Here is a 12135-nt window from a genome sequence, read left to right as displayed (position 1 = left end):
GCCTTTAGTGGTTCTTCAGGTTTTGATTTTGCTGATCGTGTCATAAATGGGGCCCAGGACTGATAACATGATCCAGCCTAATATCAGTCCAAGAATGACGGTCATGACGGGTTCAATCATGGCCTGCACTTTTTCAATGGCCTCCTTGACTTCGCGGTTATAAAAATAGCTGACATTACGCAATGCCGTATCAAGTGAACCGGTTGATTCACCGACCTTGAGCATTTTTGTGACGAGTGGTGGAAATATGCCAACGCCTTGAAAACTGGCTGTGATTCCCTGTCCTTCAGAAATCAACTGACCAGCGCGTGCCAGACCATCTGCAATGACCTGATTGCCGACAATCCCTTGTGATAATCGAATACAGTCAAGAACGCTAATACCAGAGGCATACATCAAGGCAAAAAAAGTGGCAAATCGTGCCAGAATGATTTTGTGCAGAATAGGGCCAATCAACCAGAGTTTCAGCTTGTAGCCATCAATCTGGTAGCGGGCCTGAGGGCTGTTTTTCAGCAGCGCAATCAGTGTTCCCCAGGCAATGAAAGGCAGGGCAATAATGACGTACCAGTATTGAATAAAAATATTTGAAACAATGATCAGCACCTTGGTGTGCAAGGGTAGTTCCTGCCCCATGTTTCTTATAAACGAGGTCAGTTGAGGAACCAGATAAATCATCAGAAAAAATGTGACACCCAGTACGACTACACCAACAAATGCCGGATACATCAGTACTTTTTTGGTCTGAGCTGCGAGTTCATCCTGCCATTTCAGGTTCTCACTCAGATTTTTGAACACATCGGCTATCTTGCCACTTTGTTCGCCTGCCATGATCAGACTGCAGAACGTATTATCAAAAATTTGCGGGTGCCGTGTCATGGCCGCAGAAAGTTGTAGACCACCTTCAATATCTTCGATCAACTCGGCGACCACTTCCCGAAAACGGGGATGATCCATACTGTCTCGCAGGTCGGCAAGACTTTCCAGCAAGGGGACGCCAGCACCGATGAGTTGTTCGAGATGAAAACAGAAGTTGATCAGATCCTGCCGTTTTATTCTGCTCTGACCCAATGCCTGCCTTTTTTGTTTTGCAGGATGCGAATCAATCAGATCAAGTGCCAGGCGTTTCAAGCGCAGTTCCAGATCAGAAATGTTGGCAGCCTCCATGCTGCCTCTGACAATTTTCCCGGTGACATCCATCGAGCTATAGGTATACATGCTCATAGACTTAGCCTTTCGGTGAGATCAAGCACGCGTGATATCTCATCCAATGAGGTCGATCCATCCAGGACCCGGCGAATACCATCTTCGATCAGGGGTGAAAAGCCACTCTCCATCGCCAGGCTTCTCAATTCCCTGGTGCTGGCTCTGCGACCGATCAGATCGTCCAAATCAAAGTTGGTCTTGAGCAACTCCATGATGGCCATCCGTCCCTTATAACCATAATGATCACAGTGTTCACATCCAGTCGCACGGTAAATGGTCAGATCGGGTGGTGCTACCGCAAGACCAAGCAAACGGCATTCGATGGCGTCGGGTTGATAAGGTGTTTTACAGTGTGGGCACAGTTTGCGGATCAGTCGCTGTGCCACCATACCAATGATGTTGCCCGCCATGATGTCGGGCAACACACCAATATCGAGCAGACGAGAGATGGCGCCAATAGCCGAATTGGTATGTAGTGTCGAGTACACCTGATGACCTGTCATTGCGGCACGAAAGGCCATTTCAGCGGTTTCTGCATCACGGATTTCACCAACCAGAATAATGTCCGGATCCTGTCGCATCATGGAACGGATACCATTGGCAAAGCCCATTTTTGCGGATTCATTGACTGAAGTCTGGCGGATCATCGTCATTGGATATTCGACTGGATCCTCTAGCGTCATGATGTTGACGGCATCCGTATTGACATGATTCAAAATGGAGTACAGGGTCGTCGATTTGCCGCTGCCTGTCGGACCAGTGACGAGGATGATCCCTTCAGGACGCGCCAGCATGATCTTTAACAGGGTCAGATTATTTTCCGTCAGTCCCAACCCCTCCAGGGGAACAATGCCTTTTTGTCGATCCAATATGCGCAGCACAATATTCTCACCGTGCGTGGTCGGTTGTGCAGCGACCCGAAAGTCGATTTGCCGCCCGGAAAAACTGATCGATGTCCGACCATCCTGCGGTGCACGATTTTCGGCGATATTCATGCCGCTCATGACCTTCAGGCGCACGGCCATGGCTGGCCAATAGGTTTTGTGTAGACTGCGGATCTGACGCAATACACCATCGATCCGATAACGGATTCTCAGGAAGAACTGCTCAGGTTCAAAATGGATATCCGAGGCACCCTGTTGTACTGCATCAGCCAGTAGCGAATCAATCAGCCTGACTAGTGGTTGGCTGTATTCGTTGGAGATGGTCTGCAGGCTTTGATAATCGACTTCACCGGTTTCAATCTCATGCAAAATACCATCAATGGAGAGATCAAATCCATAATACTGGTCAATTGCCCGCATGATATCGGACTCACTGGCCAGCATTGGGGTAATGATTATCTCGTTGCCAATCAGGGCCGATATCTGATCAAGTGCCACAATATTATTGGTATCAGACATACCCAGTGTGAGGGATTTCTGGAGTCTGTCGTAGACCAATGGAAAGACACGGTAACGCTTGGCAATATCTTTGGGAATGAGTCCCAACGCGTTGGCACTGACCACCAGATGCGAAAGATCGGCACTCTGCTGATTCAGGGTTTCACTCAATGCCTCGCGAATGGTGGCCTCTGTCGCAAAACCGAGCTTGATGAACAGCTTGCCCAATTGCTCACCGCTGCGTTTTTGTTCCAGCAGCGTGATACGCAATTGATCTTCGCTGATCACACCTTTCTGGATCAGGAGTTTGCCGAGCGGAAGCTTGGTTTTTTCCGGCATGAATCAAGCCTCCAGCAATCTGCTTATTGTTATGGATAAGTTATGTGCCATACGGTTTTTTAAATATCTGGTTTTAATTGCTGCCGACAGCCAGTAAATCCTTGATGCGATTGGTGGCAGCATTCAGATCAAAATTGGTTTGTTGATGCTGTGCCAGGCTGATGGCTTTCTGGTAATAATCGAGTGCAAGTCGGGGCTGATCAAGCTGATCCAGTGTGATCGCCAAATTGAAGGCATAGTCCGGATTATCCGGTGCTGCACTATATGCCTGAAAATAGGCTTGCTGCGCGTCTGCCCAGCGGAGCTTGCGTGCATAGATATTGCCAAGGGAAAAGTGCAGAGCAGAGGATTGCGGGTGTTGTGCCAGCAGCTCCTTAAGTCGTTCCTCGCTTTGCCCGGAATCATGCTCCCGCTTTAAATTGACCAGGCCAGCAAGGGCATCGGCATCCGTCGGATCGGCTTCCAGCAGTTTTGTAAAGTAGCTTATGGCCAGACCTGACTGGTTTTGTTTGATGGCAATGGCGGCCAGACCCAATAAGGCGTCGCGTTGAACCGGCTCCTGTCGTAACGTCAGCTGATAGTATTTTTGAGCTTGCTCAAGATCACCAGCAATTAAGGCGTTATAGGCCAGCATCACGGATGCATTGACCTGATTAAGTGGTGCTGATTGATGAATCTGAATCGACCTGCTTTCCTGTTGTGCCGATATGCCATTACTTTGTGTAGACAGTCGTGCGTCATTGACAGATAACACAGCCGCATGCGTGTCAGGCGTGACCGCAGTGCTGGTATAAGCTGATGCTACAGGCAGGTCAGCCCCCGATTGTGGACGATATGCGGATGTCTGAGATTCACCGGGAGATGAGTCCCGAAGAGGCGCTGCAACATGAGAGTCCTGTTCCGCTGGGATGATTGCGGGCTGATCTGATAAGCGCGGTGGCGTGAGTGCCATGCCAGTTGTGTTATCCGCTTTCCAGAAATAGTAACCAAAGCCGGAAAAGCCGATGATAACCAGCAACAGCAGCCCCATGATTAATCCGAGCTGTGGTGCAATCATGGTTTTGCTTGACTCATTGCCCGCATGCTGTCGGGCTGTTTTTACCGCTGATCGGGGTGATGATGTCGTGTGTTCTTCAGTCTGACGTGCCATTGCATTGACAGTAGCTTTGTTCGATACCGTGCTGGCGTTATTATCTGGTGTTACGGTTTCGACCCCCGGTGCCATTGTGGACGTCATTGTTGTTGGCATACTGGATGAGTTTGTCATAGGCACCATTGGTGGCTCATGACACATCGTGTCCAGAGTCGGAACGATGGGCTCTTCATCAAGTGCCATGACGCTTTTTAATTTTTCTAGTGGCTCAACCCTCAATGGCATAACCTGATCCGGTGTGAACAAAGGTTGATCACTTTCAACCAGGTTGATGACGGGTTCAGGACGACTGACCGGGGGCATTGGTTCAAGTACCAGCACGGCTGCCGTCGGCAGCAGTGATAGTGGTGACAAGTTGTTGGTGACTGTTGCAGCAGGATTGTCTTGTACCTGCATCAGAGGCCCATCCTGCTTATTTTGTGCTGCCTTTTTCAGCGCTTCCATCAGAAGACTCATGATCGATTGTCCCGATTCTTGAACGCTTCCGGTTCACCATAGGGTAATGTATTTAATCCATTTTGGTCTGGTAGAAGGTGACGATACGCTTTGTAGTCACCATTGATGCTGGCATCCTTGACCACGACCGGGCGAAGAAAAATGACCAGTTCGGTTTTGCTGGCCGCTTCATTGCGATAGTTAAACAATTCACCAACCACTGGCAGTCTGTTTGCGCCAGGAACGCTATCCTTATTGTTATTGACGGAGTCCTGCATCAGCCCACCCATGACCGCCACCTGACCGCTGTTGATTTTGAGAATTGATTCCATTTCCCGAGTCTGAATCACTGGCACACTGCTCACTACGGGTGTATTGGCATTGGCCAGTGCCGGATTGGGATCCTGAACAAACGAAATGATCCTTGAAATGGTTGGACGCACATTCAGTGTGACCTCATCTGACTCGGCGATCTGTGGTGTAACCGTCATGACAAACCCGACTGGTACAGTATGCAATTCCGATGTATAGGTTGAGATGGCCGCGCTTGTCGTGGTTGCCGGTGTGGTGGTAGCGGTAATCGTAAAATAAACGCGATTGTCGACCACTTTCAGGAGAGCAGTCTGATTATTCAGTACACTGATCTTTGGGCTGGACAAAACCTTGACCTTGCCAAATGACTCCAATAATTGGATCGTGGATGAAATATTGCCAATCTGGGAAGTCGGATTGGCATAACCCAATACCAGCAGACCCGCACTGCTGCCAGGATTGATGCCGGAAGGTAAGCCGGTTGTACCAACCTGTCCTTGTGTGACATTGAAGCCAGTTGTACCACTGCGTAAACTGGACCAATTAATACCTTGCTGATATTGATCACCAAGCTGTACTTCAATAATCGTGGCTTCTATGAGTACCTGGCGCTTGGCGCTGGATTGCACCAGATCAAGAAAAGTCTGTACTTTTTCGTGTTGACGGCTGGTTGCGCGGACCGCAATCAGGCCGGTTTCAGCATTGACGATGACAGATGCTGCTTCACGATAAACACTGCGTGTAGTGCTGCGTTCGTTATTGCTACTGACCGGGTTGGCGGAACTGCTGCTGGTATTTGCGGTGCTATTGGTGTTGACACTTCGGGCGTTGGCACTGGTCGGGCTGGTCGCCAAATTCGAATTATTGACTGGTTCATTATTGCTGGTACTGGTATCGGGAAGTATCTTGTCAGTTTCCCGCAGCGTATCTTTGATATTTTCTACCAGGGTTTCCCAAAAATGATTATTGGACGTATTGGCTACCAGGGTCGTTGAATTATTACTGCTGGCAGAACTGCCCGCAGCACTGGCGCCGGTAGTTGATATCTGTGTGGCAATATTGACGCTACTTGATGTATTGCGCGCAATATTGACGTAATCAACTTTGTAGTTTCGCAAATAAGGTGTGTCGGGCATCACCGTCAGGTTATTGCCATCCAGCTGGTAGCGGATATCCACCTGTTTGGCGATACGCGCAAGCAACTGTGGCAGGGTCTGATTCAGTGCATTGAGTGTCACATTGCCTTCAATATTGGTATGGACATCAATATTGATTTTTGCATCACGTGCAATGGCAAATAATAATGACTGTACGGTAACGTTGTAAACAGAAACGCTGTATGTTTCGATTTTAGGAGTGGGCTTGGGCGGTCGTGGCAGAGTGCTTTGCTGGATCGTTTCTGGGATATTGCCGACTGGCCGGGGCGTGTCAGTGATATGGTTTACAGAAGGTGGTATGGATGGCGCTGCACAAGCCGACAGTAGGGTCAGAAAGAATAAGATGTGAGCGTGTTTAACCATGATATTTTTCGAATGTGTGGATAATTGACTGATATTGATCAGTCATGCCCCTCGCACCAAGCTGCGATCAAACAGCACTACTGCCTAAATGAGCAACGGCAAGTAGACTGCGGTATTGATGAATCAGCGGAACTGACGCTATTTAACCTGCCATTGAATTTATAGCGTCCAGGGATTAGTACGATGTAAACGGGTTATTTCTTCGTTTAGATTTTTGATGGTTCTGAGGACTGGATGAACATGGTGTTGCCTGGAGAGTTTGTTTAACGCAGATTGGGCCTCGTCGGCAGAGGCATAAATACCATAGAGCACACCTAGCTGAGGGGTATTGACGTACTGGGTTGGATAGAGATGCAGCTGCTCAAATACGATTTCGCTGCGACTCTGATTTAAAAACTGTTCAAGCTGTGAACGATTTGCCATCGCAGTGACCATGATCTGAATGGTGAAATGTGTCGGCTCGGCAGTTGCTAACCAGCGTTGGCTGACACTCAATCGCTGTGTGATGAGTGAGCCCGATGGCTGTACCAAATTCAGTGTTGTGATACTGGCAGGCTGGCCGGATTCAGTATTTGATGCAGCATTGGCAAACGCCAAGTTATCCCGATTGACCATAGCCTCATCCATTTTTCCGGAATAAGACCAGAGTGGCCATACAGCCATGGTGATCAGGCATGACAGCATTGCCCCCAGACCAATACGCCGATTACGTTTTGCCTGCTGTATCGGGTTATATATAAATTCACTGTCCTGTCCGGCAGCACGAATATGATGGACCTGCACTTGAGATGCATTTTCTGCAAAGGCAGCCAGCAACGCTTTGTCAGCGAGCAAGTTGAGACGTCTGACGACACCCCTCGATAGCCGATATAACAATCGTATGGCATCAGGACTGAACAAGGTATCACCCGTATGACCAGCCACATGCAGACGAAATGCCAGATAGGCGGGAATAGCCTTTTTTTCCATGGGTGGCAGGGTGAAACTGTGGGCAATCCGCTCCTTGAGCTGACGCATGACCGGCAGATCAAGATGTGTATTCAATTCGGGTTGTGCAAACAGGACAATCTGCAGCAGTTTATGCTCAGCCGTTTCCAGATTGGACAGCAGGCGAATGGCTTCAAGGGTTGCCAATGGCATGGCCTGAGCTTCCTCAACCAGTAATACCACCTGCCTACCTGCACTATGTCGATTGATCAAGGCAGTATGCAGCAGGCGCATGACCTCATCAAAACGCAATGTCCGAGTATCCAGTGTCAGTTCGTGCGCGATCGCATAAATGACCTGTTCCGGATTCAGACTGGGATTGATCAGATAGATCACTTCAATATGACTGGCCAGCTGATCATGCAGCATACGACACAACATGGTTTTGCCAGTACCCACTTCACCAGTTACCTTGATGATGCCATCACCTTGGCTGACCGCATAAGCCAACGCCTCAAGCGTGGCACCACGATGGCTGCCCGAATAGAAAAAATCAGGGTTGGGGGTAATTTTGAAAGGTGCCTGATGCAAACCAAAATGCGTAAGGTACATGGTAGTCACCTGAGTCGGATATCTGGATGAAAAGGGTCGGCAAAGGATAGAGTACGTCGCTTCATTTTTAGGCACCTTACATGATGCACTGGAGATAAGCCTGTTCCAGCGTATCTGAAGCATATTGTTGACAACATTGTGCTGGTGAGCCAACGAATTTGACCTGACCCTCGTGAAGAATGGCCATGCGATCACAAATCTCCAGCACATCAGTGAGTGCATGTGTACTGAAAAATAGGGTTGCCCCAGCTGCGTGCAAGTCGCGTAGACATTGTTTGAGTAATACCCGTGCCTTGGGATCCAGTCCGCTCATTGGTTCATCCAGTACAAACAGCTGTTTGCCAGCTAGCAGACAGGCAATCAATCCCAGTTTCTGGGTCATTCCCTTTGAATAGACCCGGACCGGTTTGTTCAGGGCGGCAGGATCAAAATCGAGTGCCGCCAATTGATGGGTCGTAGCTTGCGGATCATATTCAATGGCCTGTAATTGCAAGGTATACTTAATGAAGTCTAGGCCAGTCAGATAGTGCGGTGGCATGAAGCGTTCTGGCAAATATGCCAAAGGTTTACGTGCTGGCGTCAGGCGATGGCTCAGATTGAGAATATCAATCGTGCCACTATCGGGTGCGGAAAAATCCAGCAGGCATTTAATCAGCGTAGTTTTTCCGGCGCCATTCATACCAATCAAACCAAAGCACTCGCCTGTCCGTACGCCGAGATTGATTCCTCGCAACACAGGTTTTTTTTCGTAGTGTTTAAAAATATCACGAAAATTTAAAGCATATTCAGTCATAGGATCAGCAGGCTGGCAATAGAGGAATGGAGTACAGCGCTGATTAATGTGTGATCAATCAGTGAACAGATCAGGCTATTACGACAGTTCAATTATTTCGGCGTATTTGAATCTGCGTTTGTCTGATCTGCCTATGCAGTCTAATGCCGTTTTGGCGGGAGCTGTCTTTGGAATTGACGGGATGTTTGGGGCTAGATTGGCGTTTAGATCAATGAGATCCGTGTTGTGTCAGATCTAGTCAACGAGGGAAGTCAACAAGCGGGGATGCTCAATCAATTGCTCACCAGTTTAGGCCCTGCAGTGCTATCAGGACTGGCTGGCGGCGTATTAGCAAAAGTTATCACACCTGACACGACTCAAATCACACCAGCCCAAGCATCCCAACTGTCCCCCCAACAAGTACAAGATGTCATCAATGAGGCACATCAACAAAATCCAGGAATTGCGGGCGAACTGGGTCAGTTTTATGCACAACATGCGGGATTGCTCAAAACACTTGGAGGAGCCGCATTAACCATTGCCATGGTCAAGATGAAAGATCATCTGTCGCAAAATAGTTAAACTATTTAAACCTACTCATGAAAACAAAAAACCCGCCAAAAAGCGGGTTTTTCAATCAGACATACCAAATCTGATTATTTGCACTCTTTACCATGTGAAGGGTGAAATCCCTTCTCTTTGGCAGCCGCAATACTCATATATTCACCTTCTTTAGTTTTGCCGTAATAGCGGTCATCTTGGCAATGGTAAACCTTGGTGGAACTATTTGCCCATACCTGACCAGCGCCACCACCGGGTGCTGCGGTTGTCGGCGCCTTTGCTACAGGTGTTGCCACTGCAGTTGATTTAACTGGCTGTGCAGGTGCCACTGCTGGGGTTGCAGGTGCGGCTACTGGCGCTGCAACTTTAGCCGGGGGCGTTGCTGGTGCTGTAGTTGTTTCTTTAGCAGCTGGCGCATCACCTTTTTGAATCCCGCCGTGGCCTTTACATGCACCACGTGTTGAGGCTGCTGAAAATGTACTCCCATCTTTACACGTACCAGTCACTGTTGCCGCAGGCGTTTGTGCCTGACTAAATGCCGACAATAATAAGCCGGTCGTCAACAGTACCGCGTTCAAAGTCTTATTCATGTACTTCCTCCTGTGAAATTCAATCACTCTGTTGTTTATTCAGGTTTGGAGATAACTCCCCACCGCTATTAACGCAAGTGTTCGCAAGAAGGTCTACAAAGATTGGTTAATTAAGAGAAATATAATAAATGAATTTTGCAGATGAGCTGTCAAGACTTGTTTTTTAAGGATTGGACGGTTGTCAGCGGCAGGAACAGGATACGCGGCAAATCTGGCAAAGCGGTAAAGCCATGATGCAGATAGAAAGTTGCTGCTGCTTTGTCCTTGGCATCCACCTTCAGCGCAAAAGCAGCAATTTCCGAACGGATGGCACGGTCGAGCGCATCGGCCAGCAACGCATCGCCTAGACCTTTTGTCCCTTGAATGCCTGATCGACCACCAAGCGACCCATGCGAACAGCAGGTACGGTTGGGTAGCGCGGCAGCTTCTTGCCGGTACTGACCAGAAGATCGGCCAGCAGCAGGCTTGCCAAAGCCAAGGTATAGTAGCCAGCGATGCGCTGCCCATCCGCCACGGTCACAAAACAGGGGGTCACGCGGTGGCATGTCTTGTGTGACTTGCTCGCGCAGATAGCGGTTCAGAGGCTCCGAATCGCTGTTGAATGTGGCGCGATCAAGGGCGGCATCAAGTGGTACAAGTTGGAACGTTGTTGCGTCGCTTATTTAGCGCGCAGGAGCTTGCGGTGGCGGGCGAAGGCCCGTTCTAGTGTCGGTGCCGATTGAGGTGGTGACATCAGCGCTTGTGCAAAGTACTCCTGATCGGCCAGTGAGAGCCGGATAACTTCGGCTTGTTCAATGGCACGCTACGCGGCGTTTGAGCCAGGCGCAACTTGCCTCGCTGGTCGGCGTGTCTCCCGCAACTGTCAGCAAATGGCGGTCGGGTAATCAGGCCCCTGAAGGTGAAACTCTAGAACGTCTTGCTGGCGTGGTCAATGTCACTCCTGAAGGGATCTTCAGGCCTGGCTGGGCCGCTCGACGAGATGTTGAACAGCATTCCTCAAGCTTCCGGCCCGTGCCCGAACCCCATGCTTTACACGAATGCACGACGTTGAACGAAAAGCGTTAGAAGCGATACAGCGCTTTTGAAAAGAAGAGCAATTGGGGAAACATCCTTAAACTCGGCCAGGTGCCAGCAAAAGGTGTGCGGCCTTGACGGTAAAAGCGACGGTAGTGCCCCCATGTTGATCAGGCCCAATCCCTTTAACTACGCAGGTTTAGGCAACCTGTTGATGTTTGAGTGGCAGGATTGATGAGAATATGTAATTCCCCAGATTGACAGATGTCACTTCCATTCAATATGGGATCATGTGAGGACACGTCAATGGCGATATTTCTCCACCATTATTCAAATAAAAGTTAGTGAAAAAATCTACACAGAGCTATGCATGTAGTTGAAGATTTTGGTGATTCTGGAGATGGTGTCTATATCTTTTACCGGAGTGAACGATAAAGCATATCCTACAATTTAAAACGGTGTTGGTTACTAATTTTTATGGTGTTTTTTTGGTCTAAATGGCCCCTGGTTTGGGCCATATATCATTTCTTTAATGGGAAGGGGCTTATCCAAATGGCCCAGAAAAGCTGCCTTCTTATAACGGCGGCTTTTCTAAATGGCGAAAGTACTTAAGGGTTAATGGAAAAACTTAATCAGTCTAAAAGAAAGGGCAGCCGTCAAGGACAGATAGGGGAGTTGAACTTGGTTGTGGTGGAGTAATCTTTAAAAAACTGAGTGTTTACGCGCCACATTGTTTTACTTCAGATGTGTTTGACTATGTTTATTATGGTAGTACAGCCTTAAAAAGGGGCTATCTGAGTTGAGGCAATGAATATAGGCAATGTATGTTTTCATATAAATCGAATGAGGTAACGATTTCATGAAATACCATAGAACTGAATAGTCTGTATTGAAAATGTGGCTTGTCTTTTTTGAAAAGGAGTGTTGTGTGGTTCTGGTAAGTTTTCTATTGAGTAATTAGCTTGAGTGGAGGTTATGATGCAATATCCAAATTGTCGAAGTCATACTGAGGCAGTTATCGAAGAATTTAAGGCTAATCCAGAAGAGGCAGTGGCTTTTCTTGATGCAGTCTTGGAGGACGGTGAGCCTGATGAAATTCAAGTAGCAATAGGCTATATTAAAGCGGCTTTTGGTGAAGTCAATTCTCTTCGGCAGCTTGTTGCGGCAAATGATAATAAGTGAATGATTTAAATTGAGTACCAAGCATAGAAAATTTAGGGTAATTCGATAAAGTAGTAGTTGTCACGTGACAAATTGCTTGTAAAGGTCCGTCATGATTCATGATTTTTTTAGAAGTAAGAGCAACTTGCTAGGA

At 48.2% G+C, this 12135-nt stretch carries 10 protein-coding genes and 2 pseudogenes; 3 read left to right on the top strand and 9 right to left on the bottom strand.

Features of this window, described 5'->3' with window-relative positions; all coding sequences use genetic code 11:
• Positions 1-15: 15 nt before the first annotated feature.
• The 6 genes from ACMYR3_RS10935 to ACMYR3_RS10910 form a co-directional block, all read right to left on the bottom strand.
• Positions 16-1221: a type II secretion system F family protein gene (locus ACMYR3_RS10935; protein ID WP_424191984.1), complete on the bottom strand. Its 1206-nt coding sequence runs from the start codon at positions 1219-1221 to the stop codon at positions 16-18.
• Positions 1218-2924: a GspE/PulE family protein gene (locus ACMYR3_RS10930; RefSeq protein ID WP_424191983.1), complete on the bottom strand. Its 1707-nt coding sequence runs from the start codon at positions 2922-2924 to the stop codon at positions 1218-1220. The genes ACMYR3_RS10935 and ACMYR3_RS10930 overlap by 4 nt, the downstream gene beginning before the upstream one ends.
• Positions 2925-2997: 73 nt before the next feature.
• Positions 2998-4533, bottom strand: a complete 1536-nt coding sequence (locus ACMYR3_RS10925; protein WP_424191982.1) for a tetratricopeptide repeat protein — start codon at positions 4531-4533, stop codon at positions 2998-3000.
• Complete coding sequence (gene mshL / locus ACMYR3_RS10920) at positions 4530-6344, bottom strand: pilus (MSHA type) biogenesis protein MshL (RefSeq protein WP_424191981.1); 1815 nt, start codon at positions 6342-6344, stop codon at positions 4530-4532. Before mshL ends, ACMYR3_RS10925 begins: the two co-directional genes overlap by 4 nt.
• A gap of 159 nt (positions 6345-6503) precedes the next feature.
• On the bottom strand, positions 6504-7883 hold the full coding sequence (locus ACMYR3_RS10915; RefSeq protein WP_424191980.1) for an AAA family ATPase: 1380 nt from the start codon (positions 7881-7883) through the stop codon (positions 6504-6506).
• A gap of 76 nt (positions 7884-7959) precedes the next feature.
• Positions 7960-8676 (bottom strand): ABC transporter ATP-binding protein, encoded by a 717-nt coding sequence (locus tag ACMYR3_RS10910; RefSeq protein WP_424191979.1) that lies wholly within the window; start codon positions 8674-8676, stop codon positions 7960-7962.
• A gap of 225 nt (positions 8677-8901) precedes the next feature.
• Between ACMYR3_RS10910 and ACMYR3_RS10905 the strand changes: the two genes are divergently transcribed.
• Entirely contained in the window at positions 8902-9237 is a 336-nt protein-coding gene (locus ACMYR3_RS10905) for a hypothetical protein (RefSeq protein ID WP_424191978.1), read from the top strand.
• Positions 9238-9311: 74 nt separating this feature from the next.
• On the opposite strand, the gene ACMYR3_RS10900 is transcribed toward ACMYR3_RS10905, so the two are convergent.
• The 3 genes and pseudogenes from ACMYR3_RS10900 to ACMYR3_RS10890 all read right to left on the bottom strand — a co-directional run.
• Positions 9312-9806, bottom strand: a complete 495-nt coding sequence (locus tag ACMYR3_RS10900) for a hypothetical protein (RefSeq protein ID WP_424191977.1) — start codon at positions 9804-9806, stop codon at positions 9312-9314.
• A gap of 149 nt (positions 9807-9955) precedes the next feature.
• Positions 9956-10468: pseudogene (locus ACMYR3_RS10895) on the bottom strand (GNAT family N-acetyltransferase).
• Positions 10465-10608: pseudogene (locus ACMYR3_RS10890) on the bottom strand (DUF1778 domain-containing protein); the annotation flags it as partial. The pseudogenes ACMYR3_RS10895 and ACMYR3_RS10890, both read right to left, overlap by 4 nt.
• A gap of 11 nt (positions 10609-10619) precedes the next feature.
• On the opposite strand from ACMYR3_RS10890, the gene ACMYR3_RS10885 reads away from it, so the two are divergent.
• Both ACMYR3_RS10885 and ACMYR3_RS10880 read left to right on the top strand, forming a co-directional pair.
• The gene (locus ACMYR3_RS10885; protein ID WP_424191976.1) at positions 10620-10871 is read left to right on the top strand and encodes a helix-turn-helix transcriptional regulator; all 252 of its coding nucleotides are present in this window, start codon (positions 10620-10622) and stop codon (positions 10869-10871) included.
• Positions 10872-11795: 924 nt separating this feature from the next.
• A complete protein-coding gene (locus ACMYR3_RS10880; protein WP_424191975.1) occupies positions 11796-12002 on the top strand; it encodes a hypothetical protein in 207 nt (68 codons plus the stop codon).
• Positions 12003-12135 lie beyond the last annotated feature (133 nt).

It is taken from the genome of Ampullimonas aquatilis (assembly GCF_049675895.1).
In the GTDB taxonomy this organism is placed as follows: Bacteria; Pseudomonadota; Gammaproteobacteria; order Burkholderiales; family Burkholderiaceae_D; genus Ampullimonas; species Ampullimonas aquatilis.
The sequence above is the reverse complement of the archived record's forward strand: the minus strand, read 5'-3'. Positions and strand labels throughout refer to the sequence as shown.

Excerpts from the sequence above, each read along its gene's own strand:
- ACMYR3_RS10935 (WP_424191984.1), bottom strand. The coding sequence starts at position 1,221 with ATGAGCATGTATACCTATAGCTCGATGGATGTCACCGGGAAAATTGTC.
- ACMYR3_RS10930 (WP_424191983.1), bottom strand. The coding sequence starts at position 2,924 with ATGCCGGAAAAAACCAAGCTTCCGCTCGGCAAACTCCTGATCCAGAAA.
- ACMYR3_RS10925 (WP_424191982.1), bottom strand. The coding sequence starts at position 4,533 with ATGAGTCTTCTGATGGAAGCGCTGAAAAAGGCAGCACAAAATAAGCAG.
- mshL (WP_424191981.1), bottom strand. The coding sequence starts at position 6,344 with ATGGTTAAACACGCTCACATCTTATTCTTTCTGACCCTACTGTCGGCT.
- ACMYR3_RS10915 (WP_424191980.1), bottom strand. The coding sequence starts at position 7,883 with ATGTACCTTACGCATTTTGGTTTGCATCAGGCACCTTTCAAAATTACC.
- ACMYR3_RS10910 (WP_424191979.1), bottom strand. The coding sequence starts at position 8,676 with ATGACTGAATATGCTTTAAATTTTCGTGATATTTTTAAACACTACGAA.
- ACMYR3_RS10900 (WP_424191977.1), bottom strand. The coding sequence starts at position 9,806 with ATGAATAAGACTTTGAACGCGGTACTGTTGACGACCGGCTTATTATTG.
- ACMYR3_RS10880 (WP_424191975.1), top strand. The coding sequence starts at position 11,796 with ATGATGCAATATCCAAATTGTCGAAGTCATACTGAGGCAGTTATCGAA.